The following is a 16262-nucleotide window of genomic DNA, read 5'->3' as shown; positions in this document are numbered from 1 at the left end:
GCAACGCGCTCTGCGCCAACGTCGCGCGGGGGTCTGCGGCGTGTGACACCCGCGGGGCGCGGCCGGGCGTGACGACGGGGCCGGTGCAGGGCGGTGGGGGCGCCCGGTGTGGAGCTTCGGGAGCGGTCGTGACAGATTGCGCGCCCCGCGCGGTTTCGCGCCCTGTCGAGGAGACCATCATGAGATTATCCCACGCCCTGGTGTTCGCCGCCGCCCTGTTCGCGGCGCCGGCGCGGGCTGAAACGCCGCCGGCGCCGCCGGTCGACGTGGCGAGCACACAGGCCGTGATCGCGAAACTGAACGCCTATGTGGCGCTCTCGAACCGCACGATGCGCGCGAGCGAGTCGATCGCCCGCTACGAGAGCTGGGCGAACGCCAAGACCGGCCCCACCGGTCGGGAGCGCATCATCTACGGGCTCTATTCGCTCTACGACGTGCGCAAGGAGATCGAGAACGCGGCGCAGGCGGCGAAGGACGAGCCGGCCATGCCGGAACTCGACGCGGCGATGCCGGGCTACATCGCGGCCTATCAGGCGCTGGCGCCGATCGTGACCGAGGCCGACGGCTATTACACGCGCCAGGACTACAAGGACGACAAGATGGCCGGCGGCAAGGCGCTGCACGCCAAGCTCGCCCCCGCGGCGGCCGCGTTCAAGGCGGAGCGGGCGAAGGTCGACGTTCTGCTCGCCGCCGAGAAGGAGAAGGCCGACGTCGCCGAGCTGGCGGTGATCGAAAGCCAGATGGGCAAGAACGCGCGCTGGCATGTGGCGAACGTCATGCTTCACGCCCGGCGCACGGTGGCGCTGCTCCCGACACAGGAGGCGCCCGTGGTCGATATGCCGGCGTTCGAGGCCGCGGTGCTGACCTATGCCGGCGCCGTCAAGGACATGGACGCCTATTCGGCCGAGAACCCGAACGCGTTCTTCGTGTTCGAGTCCCGGCCGCGCTCGTTCCTGGGCAAGCTGCGCGAGTTCCGGGACAAGCTGCAGAAGGCCAAGGGCGACGCGCGCAAGGGCGCCGCGCGGGACCTGACCTGGCTCGTCAACGACTACAACATGATGGTCTCGACCTCCCAGAGCGCGACCACATTCGCGAAATGAACGGCGGACGGCGGCGAGCGCGCCCATGGAATGGGCGGACAGGCATGGTCGAAACCGATCCGGCCGCTATCTGATGATTTCGTCAACTTGGGAGGCAAAGCAACGCCATGGGCATTTTCGACACCATCAAGAATGCGATCTTCGGCTCGGAGGCCAAGGCCGACGAGGCCCAGCCCGCGCCGACCACGCCTGCGGCGCCCGCGCCCGGCGCTGACGCCGCTGCGCCGTCGACCCCGGCGCAGGGCGAGGTCGACGTGGCCGCCGTGCTGGACGCGGCGGCGGCCAAGAGCGGCCAGACCCTGAACTGGCGCACCTCCATCGTGGACCTGCTGAAGGCTCTCGGCATCGACAGCAGCCTCTCCAACCGCCAGGAGCTGGCGAAGGAGCTCGGCTACTCGGGCGACGCCCACGACAGCGCCGCGCTGAACGTGTGGCTGCACAAGCAGGTCATCGCCAAGCTGAAGGCGAACGGCGGCAAGGTGCCGGCGGATCTCACCTGACACGATGTGACGGCGGCGCGCGCCCGGATTTAGCGCCGGGCCGCGCGCGCCCTACGTCAACGCCTCGAACGCCCGGCGCAGGGCGCGCAGCCTTACGCCGGCTTTTCGCCTCCGGGAGGGATGCGTCGATGTCGGAAAAGCTAAAGAAGACGCTGTTCGGCGTCATCATCGCCGTGGTCGCAGGGCTCGCGGTCAGCTACGGGCTGATCAGCCAGGATCAGGCGGACAGGATCAAGACGCAGACGCAGGACGTGTTGAACGGGCCGGAGCAGCCGAAACCGGCGCCCGCGCCGGAACAACCGCCGCGCGGCGAACCGGCCCCGCAGCCCGCGCCTCCGGCGTCGCCCACGCCTGCGCCATCTCCATCTCCTGCGCCGTCTCCTGCTCCTGCTCCGGAGCCGGCCACGCCCGATCCGGCCCAGCCAAGCGCGCCGGGACCGACGGCACCGCCCCCGGCGTCCGGCGGGCGATAGGCCTTCGTCGCTCGTCGCGAAGAGACGGGCGCGCGCAACGTAAAAACCCGCTCGCCGCCTCTCACGGGGCGCGGCGGGTCGCGGCCCACAGCAGGAGCGCCCCGGCGCTGAACGCGGCGCCGAGCGCCGAGACGCCCGGCCAGCCCGCCCGGGCGTAGATCGCGGTCGCCGTGACGGCGCCGCTGGCGCTACCGGCGGCGTAGAACGTCATGTAGCCGCCGACGAGGCGGCTGCGCGCCTCCGGGCGCCGCTCGAAGATGACGTTCTGGTTCGCCACATGGACCGCCTGCACCGCGAGATCGAGCAGGATGACGCCGATCAGCGCCGCCGCGACCGAGCGCGGCAGCAGCGCGATGATCCCCCACGACGCCAGCAGAAGCGCGAGCGACAGGCCGGTGGTCCGTTCGCCGTGGCCGCGATCCGCGAGCCGGCCTGCGCCTCGCGCCGCGAGCGCGCCCGCCAGCCCCACGAGGCCGAAAAGCCCGATCTGCGTGTGCGAATAGGAGAACGGCGGCGCGCTGAGCGGCAGCGCCAGCGCCGTCCAGAAGGCGCTGAACGCGGCGAAGATCAGTGACGCGAGCAGACCGCGGACCAGAAGGACGCGGTCGCGCAGGAACAGGACGGGAATCGACCGGAGGGCGGCGAGGTAGCGGTCCGTGCTGGCCGGAGCCTGCCCGCGCGGCAGGAAGCGCGCCAGCAGCGCGACCATGACCAGTGTAGCGACGGACGAGGCCAGATAGACCGAGCGCCACCCGCCCACATCCGCGAGCGCCCCCGCGACGGCGCGGGCGGCGAGAATGCCGATCACCACGCCGCTGGTGACGAGGCCGACCGCCTCGCCCCGTTCGGCGGGCGTGGCGAGCGTCGCGGCGTAGGCGACCAGCACCTGAACCACCACCGCAAGCATGCCCATGGCCGCCATGCCGGCGAACAGCGCGGCCGCGGTTTGGGCCGTGGCCACGGCGAGCAGCGCGGCCGCCAAAAGCGCGCCCTGCGCGAGGACGAGCCGGCGGCGGTCCATCAGGTCGCCGAGCGGCGTGAGGACGATCAGCCCCAGCCCGTAACCCGCCTGCGTCAGCGTCACGACCAGACCGGCGGAGGCGGCCGGAACGCCAAGCTCGCGCGCCATGGAGTCGAGCAGGGGCTGGGCGTAATAGACGTTCGCGACGCTGAGCCCCGCCGCCGCCGCAAGGATCGGCGTCGCGACCCGCGCCCGGCCGGCGTCCGCCGCCGTGGCGTTTCCGTCGTCCTGTCCCATGCCTGTTCCCCGCCGTCGTTCGATCCGGTCTCACGACGGGACCGGTTGCGGGGCGCCATATCCAGTTCTATTTTAGAACCAGATCGCGCGGACGGAGATCGGCGGCATGGTGAAGAGGGTCAGCCTGTGGGACGCCGGATGCCCCGTGGCGCGGGCGCTGGACGTGATCGGCGACTGGTGGTCGCTGCTCATCATCCGCGACGCCTTCGACGGCGCGCGGCGCTTCGGCGAGTTCCAGACCGGGCTCGGCGTGGCCAAGGGCGTGCTCGCGGCGCGGCTGCGCGACCTGACGGCGAAGGGCGTTCTGGAGACCGCGCCGGCCTCGGACGGCTCCGCCTATCGGGAGTACGTGCTGACCGAGAAAGGCCGCGGCCTGTTCCTCGTCATCGTCGCGCTGCGCCAATGGGGCGAAGACCATCTCTATCCGCCCGATGCGCCTCGCTCGTCGCTGGTGGAGGCCGACGGCGGCGCGCCGGTCGCCCGGCTGGAGCTGCGGGCGCGGGACGGGCGGCGTCTGGAGTGGAGCGACACCCGCGTGACCAGGCTCGCGCCCGACTGAGCGGCGTCAGGCGTCCCGCTCGTCCGCATCCGTTCCCGGATGCCGGTGGGCGACCTTGGCGAAGCCGGCCTCCGAGGCGGTCCACCCGGTAAGACTAGGAAGAACGACGGCAGGGCGTAGCCCGGATCGTTAAGCACGCCGTGGCGGATCGGGAACAGCAGGTCGTCCATCCGCCCCTTGCGCGCTGTGTCCTTGATGGGCCTCGGCGCGACGCTGGTCGGGGTCGGCCTCGTCGACCAGCGTCGCGCCGCCACGCTTCGGGCAGAGCCGTGGGAGCTGAGCGTCCCCCATCGTGGCGGGACGCGTTACAGCAACAGGGCCTTGGACAGCATGTTCAGCGCCTTCGTCCTGTGGCCGGTCAGGTCGATCGGAGCGCAATCCCAGTCGATCCCGGCAAAGTCGCCAGCGACGAAATACGGCATGAGCTGGCGCAGCGTGCTGAAGCGGGAGTTGTCCGACGACCGGCAGATGATGACCGGCGCGCCCATCGCCGCGCAGGGCGCGGCCGCGTGATGCAGCGACGTCACCACCCGGGTCGCGCGGCGGCGGTAGTCCGCCAGCAGATGACGCGCATGGTCCTCCGCATGGCGCCGGTCGAGCGCGGACAGCGGGAAGGCGTGAATGAGCTTGCGCTGGTGCACGAACTCCACGGACGCCAGCATCTCGGGCGGCATCAGCCCCAGCACCTCGTTGGGGAAGGCGCCGGCGCCGTCGCCATAGACGACGAAGGTGCGTGGCTCCGTCGGCGTCTGCTCGCGCGGCGCCAGCGTCAGGGTCAGGCAGCCGGACACGAAGGCCTTTACCCCGAGACGGGTGAGCGCGGCGGCGGTGGCGTCGTCCCGGCAGCCGATCGGCTCATGGCGCTTCAGCTCGGCGAGGTGCTTGCGGATCACCTCCCGGCGCGCCTGAAAGCCGATGAAGACCGGCGTGATCGCCGGGGCGATCGGAAAGCACCAGTCGAAAAAGCACCCGTTCATGACGAGCCGGACGGGCTCGCCGTCATAGGTGGCGAGCGCGTCGCGATCGACCTCGATCACCTCGGCGTCGGGAATGCCGAAGGCGCGGAACGCCTCGCGCGCCGCGATCGTCTGGACGAAGTCGCCGAGGTTGACGGAGATGAACCCGTTCCGGTCGAACTTCTCCCGCTGCGACAGGGACGCGCCGTAGCCGAACGTCATGACCCCGAACTTCATCGACGACACCTGCGCGTAGCCCCTCGTCACCGCGCCGCGAAGGCGCGCTGCGGATCGGCCATCATCCGCTCCATATGCCGGACGATCCGTTCCGCGGAATCCCCCGGCTCGAGGTTCTCCCGCAACAGGCAGTCCTGATACATCATCTTCAGGTCGGACGGCGCCATCATGTCGCGGATCACGGCGGCGACGTCGGTGTCCTGGCGTACGCGCCACGCCGGATGCAGGAAGGCGGTGTCGTCGTCGAACTCGATATGCCCGACGGGCACGCCCGCGGCCATCGCCTCGAGCGTCACGGTGGACGGCGTGGTCAGCGCCGCCCGCGCGCCGCGAAGGTCGTCCGCGAGGCTGTCGGTCGAGACCGGCGTGGCGCGAAACCGCCGGACGAGTTCTGGGGGCAACTGGTCGCGGACCAGCCCGATGCGGCAGAGGCCGCCCTTCTCGTTTACGCCGCGGCTGAGCCGGAGGCGGAACGGGACGCCCTGCTCGCCGCAGGCGACGAGAATGCGGTCGAGCGCGCGGTAGAACGCGGCCGTTCCGGCGAGGTCGAACGCCGGCCGGTTCGCCGCGGTGATCAGAAGATAGCCGTCCGCGGGCGGCTTCCGCACGGGGTCGTCCCAGCCGATGCGGCAGCTGCCGGTGACCGCGATCCTGTCCGGCGACACGCCGAAGGACCGCAGCAGGCCGGCGCTGCGCGCGCCGAACACGGCGATCTGGTCGGTGTGAAGCGGCCGATAGCGAAGCACGCCGCCGGCCGCCTCGTGGTTGGCGTGGCGATGTTCGATGACGCCGTCCTGCAGGGTCAGGGTCGGGGTCCGACCTTTCAGGTCGCTCATCAGCCGCGCCACGTCGGCGCGCACGGAATGGACCGTCACGACCAGCGACGACGCGGCCAGACGCTCGACCTCGGCGCCGGCCTCGGTCACCCACAGGGTTTCGACGCGGACGCCCCGTGCGACGAGCAGAGCCGACACCTGCTCCACGTAATGCGCGTAGTCGGGATGGACCACGAAGACGACATGGCGTGTCACGATGGTCCTGTCCCGATAGGCCGCTCTGTCGCGCGGCGGTTGGCCTGCCGAGGTCCCGTTTGGGTTCCCGTCATGGGGTTGTGGACCATCTCGCGGGCGGCGTCGTTACAAATGGTCCGGTTTGAAGCGTGCGCGGAACCCGGCATGGCCGCGTCACATTCAGTTGACTAAATGGATCGAATTTGTATTTTGAATGGGCGCGTTCGTTTCCGCGCGCTGGCCGTGGCGTGCGATCGACCGAGTCCGGAGCCTGAGATGAACGCCGCCGTCCGTTCCGCCGACACGCCGACGCCGCAGCGGATCGACAGTTCCGGGCCGGCCTCGTCCCCAAAGCCGGCGCCCCGCGCCGCCGGGCCAGCGTTCGGCCTCGCGCGCTTCGACATCTGATTTTCCGACCGTTCCCTCTGCTCCCGGTTCCCTCGATGTTCAAAACCCTGCTCGCCGCGGCCCTGACGGCCGCTTTCGCCACGTCGTCGCTGGCGCAGGACACGCTGGTGATCGGCGCGCCGCTGCCGCTCACCGGCGCGCTCGCGCCCGAAGGCGCCAAGCTGCGCCAGGGCTACGAGGTGTGGCTGGACAAGGTGAACGCCGCCGGCGGGGTCAAAGCCGGCGACGCCCGGCTCAAGGTCGAGATCAAGTTCTACGACTACCAGTCCAACACGCCGAAGGCGGTGCAGATCGCCGAAAAGCTGATCACGGACGACAAGGTGGACTTCCTGTTCTCGCCCTTCGGCTCCGGCGCCACCAAGGCCGCGAGCGCGGTGGCCGAGAAGAACGGCGTGCCGCTGATCGCCTCGTCCGCCTCGTCGGCGGAGGTGTTCGATCAGGGCTACGCGAACCTGTTCGGCATCTACACCGACAACTCCACCCTGAGCGAGCCGATCGCCGACCTCGTCGTCAAGGCGGGCGACGTGAAGCGGGTGGCGATCCTGTCGCGCAACGACCTCTACCCGCTGTCGCTGGCGAACGAGTTCGAGAAGTCGGCGAAGAAGCGCGGCCTCGATGTGGTGTATTTCGAGAAATACGCCATCGGCACGCTCGATCACGCCTCCGCCCTGACGCAGCTCCGCGCCGCGAACCCGGACTGGGTGGTGGTGACCGGCTACATCAACGACCTGATCCTGCTGCGCAAGCAGGCCGCGGACCTGAAGATCGCCCCGAAGGCCTTCACCGGCATCAACGGGCCGGCCTATCCCGAATGGATCAAGGCCGCGGGTCCGCTCGCCGAAGGCGTGACCACGTCGAGCTGGTTCCACCCGGTGCTGAACTACGCCAGCAAGGACGTGTTCGGCTCCACCAAGGTCTTCGTCGCGGACTTCAAGGCGAAGCACGGCGTCGAGCCCGACTTCACCCAGGCCTCCGGCGCGGCGGTCGGCGTGGTGCTGCAGCTCGCCGTCGAGCGCGCCGGCTCCAAGGACCGCGACGCGGTGCGCGCCGAGCTGAAGAAGGGCGGCTTCGAGACCTTCTTCGCGCCGATCTCGTTCGCGCCGTCCGGCATCGCCAACTCCTACGTACCGCCGGTCTACCAAATCCAGAACGGCAAGGTCGAAGTGGTGTTCCCGGCGGGCGTGGCGACCTCGACCTACAAGCCCGGCGTCGGCGGCTGATCTCCGGCGCCGACGTGCTCTACCTCCAGGTTCTGCTGAACGGGCTCGCGCTCGGCGGGCTCTACGCGTCTATCGCCGCCGGCTTCTCGCTGGTCTGGGGCGTGCTGAACGTCATCAACATCCTGCACGGCTCGCTGATCGTGCTCGGAGGCTATCTGGCCTATTTCGCCTTCGCGGCCTGCGGCGTCAGCCCGTTCCTGTTCGCGCCCGTGGCCGGGCTCGCGCTGTTCGGGCTCGGCTACCTGATCCAGACGGTGGCCGTGAACCCGGTGATGGGGCGGCCGGTGCTAATGACGCTGACGCTCACCTTCGGCCTCAACCTGCTGCTCGACAACGTCATGCTGGCGGCCTTCAGCGCCGATTACCGCAAGATCACGCTCGACCCGCCGCTCGGCGTGCTGGAGATCGGGCCGGCGCTGGTCCCGGTCGACCGGCTTGTGGCGACCGCCGTCGGGCTCGCGCTGGTCGCGGCGCTCTGGCTGCTGCTGCGCTCCACCCAGCTCGGCCGGGCGATCGTCGCGGTCCGGATGGACCGGGAGGCCGCGGCGCTGATGGGGATCGACGTGCGCCGCATCTACGCGCTCGCCTTCGCGCTCGGCGCCTTCATGGCCGGCGCGGCCGGGGCGCTGTTCGCGGCGATCTTCCCGATCTCGCCCGTCGCCTCCAGCGGCTATCTCGGCAAGGCGTTCGTGATCTGCGTTCTCGGCGGCCTCGGCAGCGTGCCGGGCGTGGTGGTCGGCGGCTTCGCGCTGGGCGTGATCGAGAGCTTCGGCGCGCTCGCCTTCGGCCCCGAACACGCCGGAACGCTGGCCTTCGTGCTGCTCATCCTGCTGCTGATGCTGCGGCCCTCGGGGCTTCTGGGCCGGGCCGGATTCCAGTGACCGGCCGTCTCCTCCTTATCGCGGGCGGGCTCGGCGCGCTGTTCGCCATCGGGCTGCTCGCCGACAACTACCTGCTGCGCCTCGCCGCCACCGCCTGCATGTACGCCGCGCTCGCGCTGTCGTGGAATCTGGTCGGCGGCTTCGCCGGCTATCCCTCCTTCGCGACCGCCGCCTTCTTCGGCCTCGGGGCCTATGCGAGCGGCGTGGCGCAGGGCTTCGGCGCGCCGTTCTGGCTCGCCTGGGGCGGGGCCGGCGCGCTGGCCGCCGTGTTCGCCGCGGGGCTCGGCGGCGCGATCCTCCATCTCAAGGGGCACTATTTCGCGATCGCGAGCCTCGTGGTAGCCGACGTGCTGCGGGAGCTCTGCAACTCCTGGACCGACGTCACCGGCGGCGGCATGGGGCTGAACCTGCCCCTGATCGCGCTCGGCGGACCCCGCGCCCAGGCCGCGTTCTACTTCGCGGCCTTCGCCGCTGTGGCCGCCTTCGCGCTCGTGGTCGCCTGGGGCGTCAGCCGCTCGCGCCTCGGCGTGGCGCTGCGCTGCATCGCCGAGAACGAGAGCGCCGCGCCGCTGATCGGCGTCGCCACCCGGTCCGCCAAGGTGAAGGCCTTCACGCTGTCCGGGCTGATCGGCGGGCTCACGGGCGCGGTCTACGCCTCCTGGGTCACCTACATCGACCCGACCGACGTGTTCGACGTGCTGCTGTCGGTGAAGCCGATCATCATGGCGCTGATCGGCGGGGTCGGCACCCTGTTCGGGCCGGTGGTGGGCGCGGTGGTGTTCCTCGGCCTCGAAGAGCTGATCTGGCGCAACGTGCTCGAATTCCACGCCGGGCTGCTTGGCCTCGTGGTGGTGGCGCTGGTGCTGTTCCTGCCGGCGGGCCTCAGCGGCGCGCGGCCGTGGGGCCTTGTCCGGCTGGCGCGGCGCCGTTTCGGGGCGGGCGCGCGGTGAGCGCGCTGCTTCGGATCGAGGGCGTCACGCGCCGGTTCGGCGGCGTCACGGCGGTCGACGACGTGAGCCTGACGGTCGATCGAGGCGAGATCGTCGGGCTGATCGGCCCGAACGGCGCGGGCAAGACCACGCTGGTCAACGTGGTCGCCGGCGTTCATCGCCCCCAGCGGGGAACCGTGCGGCTCGACGGCGCGCGCATCGACGATCTGCGGCCGGACCGCATCGCCCGCCTCGGCCTGGCGCGCACCTTTCAGGTGGTGCAGCCGTTTCCGCGCATGACCGCGCTCGAGAACGTGGCGGCTGCGGCCCTGTTCGCGGGCGGCGCCCGCAGCCTCGGCGCGGCGCGGGAGCGTGCGGCCGAGCATCTCGCCTTCTGCCGGCTGAGCGACGAGGCGGAGAAGCCCGCCGGCGCGCTCAGCCTCGCCAGCCGCAAGCGGCTCGAACTCGCCAAGAGCCTCGCGATCGGACCGAAGATCCTGTTCCTCGACGAGGTGAACGCCGGGCTCAACCCAGCCGAGATCGTCCTCGCGCTGGAGCTGATCCGCGCCATCGCCGATCAGGGCGTGGCGATCGTGCTGATCGAGCATCTCATGAAGGTGGTCACGGGCGTCTGCCGCCGGATCGTGGTGCTGAAGCAGGGTCGGGTCATCGCCGACGCGTCCCCGGCGGAGGTGGTGGCCGATCCGGTGGTGATCGAGGCCTATCTCGGCCGCCGGTTCGCCGAACGGCTCGCCGCCGCGGAGGCGCGGCCATGACCGCGCCGTTGCTCGACGTGTCGGGCCTCGCCGCGGGCTATGGCGACGTGGGCGTGCTGGCGGACGTCGCGCTCGAGGTGCGGGCCGGCGACATCGTGGCGCTGATCGGCTCCAACGGCGCGGGCAAATCCACGCTGCTGCGGACGCTGTCGGGCCTTCTGACGCCGAGCGCCGGCCACGTCCGGCTGGACGGCGCGCCGGTCGGCGCCGCCTCCGCGCGGGAGCTGGTCGGGCGCGGGCTGGTCCATGTGCCGGAGGGCCGCCGGCTGTTCGCCGGGCTCTCGGTCGCCGACAATCTCCGGCTCGGCGCCTACGCCCGCCGCGACGGGCGCGCGGCGATCGCCCGCGACATCGCGCGCATGTACGAGCTGTTCCCGCGGCTGGCGGAGCGGCGCGGGCAGGACGCCTCGACCCTGTCCGGCGGCGAGCAGCAGATGTGCGCCATCGCACGCGGCCTGATGGCCCAGCCGCGCCTGCTGATGATCGACGAGCTCTCGCTCGGGCTTGCGCCCAACATCGTCGAGGATCTGGTCGAGACGCTCCGGCGGGTGAACGGCGACGGCCTCAGCCTGCTGCTGGTCGAGCAGGACGTGGTGACCGCGCTCGAACTGTCGGGCCGCGCCTATGTGCTCGACCGGGGGCGGATCGTCCTCGGCGGCCCGTCCGCCGTCCTCGCCCGCGACCCGGCGGTGCGCAAGGCCTATCTCGGTGACCTCACAGGAGCGCCCGCATGAGCGACGACCGCCCGCGGATCGACTACTATTTCAGCTTCATCTCGCTCTGGTCCTATGTGGGCGGCCTGACGTTCCAGGATCTGGTCCGGCGAACCGGGGCCGAGGTCACGTTCAAGCCGATCGACCTGCTCGCGGTCTTCGCCGCCGGGGGCGGAAAGCCCGTCAAGGAGCGCCCGACGCAGCGGCAGGCCTATCGCCTTGTGGAGATGAAGCGGTGGCGCGAGATCCGGGGCGTTCCGCTGACGCTGCATCCGAAGTTCTATCCGGCCGATCCCTCGCTCGGCCACCGCGTGCTGCTGGCGGCGCTGCGCGAGAACCGCGACGTTTCCGCCTTCGCCCATGCCGGGCTCAAGGCGGTGTGGGCGGACGAGCTCGACATCGCCGATCCGGCGACGCTGGTCCGGCTCGCCGACGACAGCGGCCTGCCCGGCGCCGAACTGCTGCGGCGCGCGCACGACGACCCGACGCTCGCGGCGGAGGAGGGCGCCCTGACCGAGGAGGCGATCGCCCGCCAGCTGTTCGGCGCCCCGTTCTACTTCTTCCGCGACGAGCCGTTCTGGGGGCAGGACCGGCTCGATCTGCTGGAGCGCGCGATCACGGAGCGGCCGGCGCCGGTTCCGTTCACGCCGGTCGCGTGAGGCTCCGCGCGGCGAGACGCCAGTGGCCGAAGACGCGGGCGGTCTCGTAGGCTTAAACAGGCGCGGCCATGGTCCGGGCTCGCGGACCGGAGGCGGCGGAGGACGACGGCATGGCGAAGCGGCAGTTGAAGCTCGGGGCCTTCATGCGGCCCGTCAGTCTGCACACCGGGGCCTGGCGCTATCCCGGCGCCTATCCGGACGCGAACTTCAATTTCGAGCACATGAAGCGCTTCGCCCGGCGGCTCGAGGAGGCGACGTTCGACGCCTTCTTCATGGCGGACCACCTCGCGGTGCTGAACATGCCGCCGGATGCGCTGAAGCGCAGCCACACCGTGACCTCGTTCGAGCCGTTCACGCTGCTGTCGGCGCTCGCCGCGGTGACGGAGCGGATCGGGCTGGTGGCGACCGGGTCGACCACCTTCGATCTGCCCTATCACGTCGCCCGCCGCTTCGCCTCGCTCGACCACATCTCGGGCGGCCGGTCCGGCTGGAACATCGTCACCACCTCGAACCCGGACGCCGCGCTCAATTTCGGGCTCGACGACCACATGGAGCACGACGCGCGCTACGCCCGGGCGCGGGAGTTCTACGACGTGGTGACGGGCCTGTGGGATTCCTTCGCCGACGACGCCTTCGTGCGCGACGTGGAGTCCGGGGTCTATGTGGACCTCGACCGCATGACGCGGCTCGACCACAAGGGCCCGCATTTCTCAGTGCGCGGCCCGCTCAACATCGCGCGGCCGCCGCAGGGGTGGCCGGTGATCGTGCAGGCCGGCGCGTCGGATCCGGGACGCCAGCTCGCGGCCGAGACCGCGGACGCCGTGTTCTGCGCTCCGAGCCGGCTCGCCGAGGGGCAGGCCTATTACGCCGATGTGAAGCGCCGCGCCGCGGCCGCGGGGCGCGATCCCGACCATATCAAGATCCTGCCCGGGGCCTTCCTCGTCGCCGGCGACAGCGTCGAGCAGGCGCAGGAGAAGCGCCGCGCGCTCGACGCGCTGGTGCATGTGCACAGCGGCTTCGGCTCGCTCTCCACGATGCTCGGCCATGACGTCTCGGGTTTCGATCCGGACGGCCCGCTTCCGGACCTGCCCCCGACCAACGCCAGCCGCAGCACCCAGGACAAGATCGTGTCCTTCGCCCGCCAGGAGAACCTGACGATCCGCCAGCTCGCCCATCGGGTCGGCGGCTATTCCGGGCTCGCCTTCGTGGGGACCGCGCGCACGATCGCGGACAGCATGCAGGAATGGCTCGAGGCGGACGCCTGCGACGGGTTCAACGTCATGTTCCCCTACCTGCCGGAGGGGCTCGACGACGTGGTCGACAAAGTGGTGCCGGAGCTGCGCCGTCGGGGCCTGTTCCGCACCGCCTACGAGGGCCGCACGCTGCGGGAGAATCTGGGCGTCCCGCGCCCGGAGAACCGGCGCGTCTGAGCGCCTTATGTCAGGCGTCGACGGTGTAGGCCGCCTCCGTGGGCGCGCCCGGCAGCAGCGGCGGCCCGAAGGCGGAGACGCCGCCGTAGAACGTCGCCTCGGCGTAGCCCGCGTCCTCTTCGACGGACTGGACGAACCGCACCAGATCGCTCGCGACCTGACCGGCGATCTCCCAGTGCGGCGAGTGGCCGGCGCTGGCGTAGTGGATCGCCTCGATGTGGGGCACGCTCCGCATCAGCGCCACCTGCGCGCCGCGGTTGAAGACGCCGTCCCGCGCGCCCCAGAGCGACAGCGCCGGCACGCGGATCGTCGCCGGCTCGGCGGCGGCGGGCTCGGTCAGGAGGCCGTCGAGCGCCTCGCGCCAGGTGCGGGCCGACAGCCGGCGGCTGTCGACGACCAGCGCCCGCCGGCGCGCCTCCCGCACGGCGGGCTCGAATTCGGCGGTCTGGAACGTGTCGATGAACTCGTCCGTGACCACGTCGCCCAGCTCCTCCAGCTCGACGCGCACCGCCGTGAGCGTGGCGTTGCCCGCGGCCGTCGGCGCGGCGCCGATCAGCGTCAGGCTGCGCAGCAGGTCGGGCCGGCGCTCCGCGACGCGCTGCGCCACGATCGAGCCCAGCGAATGGCCGACGAGATGGACGGGGCCGGAGGCGACCGCGTCGAGGAAGGCGATGGCGTCGTCGGCGAAGTCCGCGACCGCATAGGTTCCGGCGTCGCCGGTGCGCCCGTGGCCGCGCTGATCGAGGGCGAACACCCGGAACCCGTCCGCGAAGGCCGGAAGCAGCGGCTCGAATCCGCGCCAGCTGTCGCCGTAGCCGTGCAGGAGCACGACCGTCGGGCCTGTGGTTCCGAAGGCGACATAGTGGTAGCGCACGCCGCCGATCAGGATGAAACGGCTTTCGGGCCAGGTGGTCTTGACGGTCATCGCTGCGCTCCGGGTCTCGGTCGCGCTCCGCGGCCCGGCTTAAGGCGCCGGACCGCGGAGCGTTCAGGGGGTCAGTAGTCGAGGCCCGCGGCCGGGTTCGGGGCGGCGCCCTTCTCCCTCGGCAGCTCCGCCACCAGCGCCTCGGTGGTGACGAGCAGGCCGGCCACGGAGGCCGCGTCCTGCAGGGCGGTGCGCACCACCTTCACCGGATCGAGGATGCCGGCCTCGATCAGGTCTACATAGGTCTCCGACTGGGCGTCGAAGCCGAAGGTGGGCGACGCGTTCTCGAGGATCTTGCCGACCACGATCGAGCCCTCGACGCCGGCGTTCTCGGAGATCTGGCGGATGGGGGCCTCGAGCGCCTTCAGCACGATGTGCACGCCGGCGCGGACGTCCGGATTGTCATGCTGGATCTCGGCGACCGCCTTGCGCGCCCGCAGCAGGGCGACGCCGCCGCCCGGCACGACGCCTTCCGCGATCGCGGCGCGGGTGGCGTTAAGGGCGTCGTCGACGCGGTCCTTGCGCTCCTTCACCTCGATCTCGGTCGCGCCGCCGACGCGGATCACGGCCACGCCGCCGGCGATCTTCGCGAGACGCTCCTGCAGCTTCTCCTTGTCGTAGTCGGAGGTGGTGTCCTCGATCTGCGCCTTGATCTGGGCGGCCCGGCCCTTGATGGCCTCGGGATCGCCCGCGCCGTCCACGATCGTGGTGTTCTCCTTCTCGATCCGCACCTTCCGGGCGCGGCCGAGCTGCTCGATCGTGACGTTCTCGAGCTTGATGCCCACGTCCTCGGAGATAACCTGGCCGTTCGTCAGGATGGCGATGTCTTCGAGCTGGGCCTTGCGGCGGTCGCCGAAGCCCGGCGCCTTCACGGCCGCGACCTTCAAGCCGCCGCGGAGCTTGTTGACCACGAGAGTTGCGAGCGCTTCGCCCTCCACGTCCTCGGCGATGATCAGCAGGGGCTTCGCCGTCTGCACCACCGCTTCGAGCACCGGCAGCAGCGGCTGAAGGCTCGCGAGCTTCTTCTCGTGGATCAGGATGTAAGCGTCTTCGAAATCGACGATCAGCTTCTCGGCGTTGGTGATGAAGTACGGCGAGAGATAGCCGCGGTCGAACTGCAGCCCCTCCACCACGTCGAGCTCGGTTTCGAGGCTTTTGGCCTCCTCCACCGTGATGACGCCCTCGTTGCCGACCCGCCGCACGGCGTCCGCGATGATGTCGCCGATCTCCTTCTCGCCGTTGGCCGAGATGGTGCCGACCTGCGCGATCTCGTCGGGGGACGACACCTTGTTGGAGCGCTCCACGATGTCCTTGATCGCGACCCCGACCGCGAGGTCGATGCCGCGCTTCAGGTCTTGCGGGTTCAGGCTCGCGGCCACCGCCTTGGCGCCTTCGCGGACGATCGCCTGGGCGAGCACGGTCGCGGTGGTGGTGCCGTCGCCGGCGAGGTCGTTGGTCTTGGAGGCCACCTCGCGCACGAGCTGGGCGCCCAGGTTCTCGAACTTGTCCTCGAGCTCGATCTCTTTGGCGACGGTGACGCCGTCCTTGGTGATGCGGGGGGCGCCGAAGGATCTCTCGATCACCACGTTGCGGCCCTTGGGGCCGAGGGTGACCTTGACGGCGTTGGCGAGAATGTCGACGCCGCGCAGCAGGCGCTCGCGGGCGTCGGCGCTGAATTTCACGTCCTTGGCAGGCATGGGAAGCTCCTTCTAACGGCCGCTCTGGGCCATGGCCTTGAAGCGGAAGGCGTCAGCCGACGACGCCGAGAATGTCGGCTTCCTTGACGATCAGGACGTCGGCGCCGTCGATCTTCACCTCGACGCCGGACCACTTGCCGAACAGCACGCGGTCGCCCGCCTTGACGTCCAGCGCCACCAGTTTGCCGGCCTCGTCGCGCGCGCCCGGCCCGACGGCGATGACCTCGCCCTCCTGCGGCTTCTCCTTCGCCGTGTCGGGAATGATGATGCCGCCCTTGGTCTTCTCCTCGCCTTCGAGGCGCCGGATCAGAACGCGGTCGTGCAACGGTCGAAAGCTCATGCGCAGGTGCTCCGTCGATGGTGAGACGCGCCGTGCGTCCGGCGTCCGGTCGCCGGCGGTCCCGATGAGGTTCTGAGGGGGCGTCGCGCCGAAGAGCGCCCTCCCGCCGACGAAGCCTGTCCAACTCCGCGCACTAAATCAAGTCAATCTATAAAATGAATATATTTATGTTGACGGCCCGGGCGACGTGG

At 70.6% G+C, this 16262-nt stretch carries 16 protein-coding genes; 10 read left to right on the top strand and 6 right to left on the bottom strand.

Annotation, left to right across the window (positions count from 1 at the left end; genetic code table 11):
* Positions 1-179 precede the first annotated feature (179 nt).
* Both ACFQ4O_RS01210 and ACFQ4O_RS01205 read left to right on the top strand, forming a co-directional pair.
* Positions 180-1100 (top strand): YiiG family protein, encoded by a 921-nt coding sequence (locus ACFQ4O_RS01210; protein ID WP_378773781.1) that lies wholly within the window; start codon positions 180-182, stop codon positions 1098-1100.
* Positions 1101-1207: 107 nt separating this feature from the next.
* Positions 1208-1600 (top strand): DUF3597 domain-containing protein, encoded by a 393-nt coding sequence (locus ACFQ4O_RS01205; protein ID WP_378773779.1) that lies wholly within the window; start codon positions 1208-1210, stop codon positions 1598-1600.
* 534 nt (positions 1601-2134) lie between these two features.
* On the opposite strand, the gene ACFQ4O_RS01200 is transcribed toward ACFQ4O_RS01205, so the two are convergent.
* Positions 2135-3331, bottom strand: coding sequence for an MFS transporter (locus ACFQ4O_RS01200; protein ID WP_378773778.1), 1197 nt, complete (start codon positions 3329-3331; stop codon positions 2135-2137).
* Between the two features lie 106 nt (positions 3332-3437).
* On the opposite strand from ACFQ4O_RS01200, the gene ACFQ4O_RS01195 reads away from it, so the two are divergent.
* A complete protein-coding gene (locus ACFQ4O_RS01195) occupies positions 3438-3890 on the top strand; it encodes a winged helix-turn-helix transcriptional regulator (protein ID WP_378773776.1) in 453 nt (150 codons plus the stop codon).
* 305 nt (positions 3891-4195) lie between these two features.
* Here the strand turns inward: ACFQ4O_RS01195 and ACFQ4O_RS01190 are convergent, their stop codons facing one another.
* Positions 4196-5083 carry a polysaccharide pyruvyl transferase family protein gene (locus tag ACFQ4O_RS01190; RefSeq protein WP_378773775.1) on the bottom strand — a complete coding sequence of 296 codons (888 nt, stop codon included), beginning with the start codon at positions 5081-5083 and terminating at the stop codon, positions 4196-4198.
* 26 nt (positions 5084-5109) lie between these two features.
* Complete coding sequence (locus ACFQ4O_RS01185) at positions 5110-6114, bottom strand: hypothetical protein (protein ID WP_378773773.1); 1005 nt, start codon at positions 6112-6114, stop codon at positions 5110-5112.
* Between the two features lie 422 nt (positions 6115-6536).
* Here ACFQ4O_RS01185 and ACFQ4O_RS01180 point away from each other — a divergent pair, with 422 nt between their 5' ends.
* The 7 genes from ACFQ4O_RS01180 (at position 6537) to ACFQ4O_RS01150 (ending at position 13109) form a co-directional block, all read left to right on the top strand.
* A complete protein-coding gene (locus ACFQ4O_RS01180; protein ID WP_378773772.1) occupies positions 6537-7721 on the top strand; it encodes an amino acid ABC transporter substrate-binding protein in 1185 nt (394 codons plus the stop codon).
* 14 nt (positions 7722-7735) lie between these two features.
* Positions 7736-8602, top strand: coding sequence for a branched-chain amino acid ABC transporter permease (locus ACFQ4O_RS01175; protein ID WP_378773770.1), 867 nt, complete (start codon positions 7736-7738; stop codon positions 8600-8602).
* Positions 8599-9552: a branched-chain amino acid ABC transporter permease gene (locus ACFQ4O_RS01170; RefSeq protein WP_378773769.1), complete on the top strand. Its 954-nt coding sequence runs from the start codon at positions 8599-8601 to the stop codon at positions 9550-9552. The genes ACFQ4O_RS01175 and ACFQ4O_RS01170 overlap by 4 nt, the downstream gene beginning before the upstream one ends.
* Positions 9549-10307, top strand: coding sequence for an ABC transporter ATP-binding protein (locus tag ACFQ4O_RS01165; protein WP_378773767.1), 759 nt, complete (start codon positions 9549-9551; stop codon positions 10305-10307). The genes ACFQ4O_RS01170 and ACFQ4O_RS01165 overlap by 4 nt, the downstream gene beginning before the upstream one ends.
* Entirely contained in the window at positions 10304-11041 is a 738-nt protein-coding gene (locus ACFQ4O_RS01160; RefSeq protein WP_378773765.1) for an ABC transporter ATP-binding protein, read from the top strand. The genes ACFQ4O_RS01165 and ACFQ4O_RS01160 overlap by 4 nt, the downstream gene beginning before the upstream one ends.
* Positions 11038-11679, top strand: coding sequence for a 2-hydroxychromene-2-carboxylate isomerase (locus ACFQ4O_RS01155; protein WP_378773764.1), 642 nt, complete (start codon positions 11038-11040; stop codon positions 11677-11679). The genes ACFQ4O_RS01160 and ACFQ4O_RS01155 overlap by 4 nt, the downstream gene beginning before the upstream one ends.
* A 110-nt stretch (positions 11680-11789) precedes the next feature.
* Entirely contained in the window at positions 11790-13109 is a 1320-nt protein-coding gene (locus ACFQ4O_RS01150) for an LLM class flavin-dependent oxidoreductase (RefSeq protein ID WP_378773828.1), read from the top strand.
* 10 nt (positions 13110-13119) lie between these two features.
* On the opposite strand, the gene ACFQ4O_RS01145 is transcribed toward ACFQ4O_RS01150, so the two are convergent.
* The 3 genes from ACFQ4O_RS01145 to ACFQ4O_RS01135 form a co-directional block, all read right to left on the bottom strand.
* The gene (locus ACFQ4O_RS01145; RefSeq protein WP_378773763.1) at positions 13120-14034 is read right to left on the bottom strand and encodes an alpha/beta fold hydrolase; all 915 of its coding nucleotides are present in this window, start codon (positions 14032-14034) and stop codon (positions 13120-13122) included.
* Positions 14035-14105: 71 nt separating this feature from the next.
* Complete coding sequence (groL, locus tag ACFQ4O_RS01140; protein WP_378773762.1) at positions 14106-15731, bottom strand: chaperonin GroEL; 1626 nt, start codon at positions 15729-15731, stop codon at positions 14106-14108.
* A gap of 52 nt (positions 15732-15783) precedes the next feature.
* Positions 15784-16071: a co-chaperone GroES gene (locus tag ACFQ4O_RS01135; protein WP_378773761.1), complete on the bottom strand. Its 288-nt coding sequence runs from the start codon at positions 16069-16071 to the stop codon at positions 15784-15786.
* Positions 16072-16262: the final 191 nt, after the last annotated feature.

The sequence above is a fragment of the Methylopila musalis genome (assembly GCF_042679725.1).
Lineage (GTDB): Bacteria > Pseudomonadota > Alphaproteobacteria > Rhizobiales > Methylopilaceae > Methylopila > Methylopila musalis.
This window is presented reverse-complemented; position numbering and strand designations above follow the sequence as displayed.

What these genes read in the sequence shown, in the direction of transcription:
- ACFQ4O_RS01210 (WP_378773781.1), top strand. Translation starts at nt 180, where the DNA reads ATGAGATTATCCCACGCCCTGGTGTTCGCCGCCGCCCTGTTCGCGGCG.
- ACFQ4O_RS01205 (WP_378773779.1), top strand. Translation starts at nt 1,208, where the DNA reads ATGGGCATTTTCGACACCATCAAGAATGCGATCTTCGGCTCGGAGGCC.
- ACFQ4O_RS01200 (WP_378773778.1), bottom strand. Translation starts at nt 3,331, where the DNA reads ATGGGACAGGACGACGGAAACGCCACGGCGGCGGACGCCGGCCGGGCG.
- ACFQ4O_RS01195 (WP_378773776.1), top strand. Translation starts at nt 3,438, where the DNA reads ATGGTGAAGAGGGTCAGCCTGTGGGACGCCGGATGCCCCGTGGCGCGG.
- ACFQ4O_RS01190 (WP_378773775.1), bottom strand. Translation starts at nt 5,083, where the DNA reads ATGAAGTTCGGGGTCATGACGTTCGGCTACGGCGCGTCCCTGTCGCAG.
- ACFQ4O_RS01180 (WP_378773772.1), top strand. Translation starts at nt 6,537, where the DNA reads ATGTTCAAAACCCTGCTCGCCGCGGCCCTGACGGCCGCTTTCGCCACG.
- ACFQ4O_RS01160 (WP_378773765.1), top strand. Translation starts at nt 10,304, where the DNA reads ATGACCGCGCCGTTGCTCGACGTGTCGGGCCTCGCCGCGGGCTATGGC.
- ACFQ4O_RS01155 (WP_378773764.1), top strand. Translation starts at nt 11,038, where the DNA reads ATGAGCGACGACCGCCCGCGGATCGACTACTATTTCAGCTTCATCTCG.
- ACFQ4O_RS01150 (WP_378773828.1), top strand. Translation starts at nt 11,790, where the DNA reads ATGGCGAAGCGGCAGTTGAAGCTCGGGGCCTTCATGCGGCCCGTCAGT.
- ACFQ4O_RS01145 (WP_378773763.1), bottom strand. Translation starts at nt 14,034, where the DNA reads ATGACCGTCAAGACCACCTGGCCCGAAAGCCGTTTCATCCTGATCGGC.
- groL (WP_378773762.1), bottom strand. Translation starts at nt 15,731, where the DNA reads ATGCCTGCCAAGGACGTGAAATTCAGCGCCGACGCCCGCGAGCGCCTG.
- ACFQ4O_RS01135 (WP_378773761.1), bottom strand. Translation starts at nt 16,071, where the DNA reads ATGAGCTTTCGACCGTTGCACGACCGCGTTCTGATCCGGCGCCTCGAA.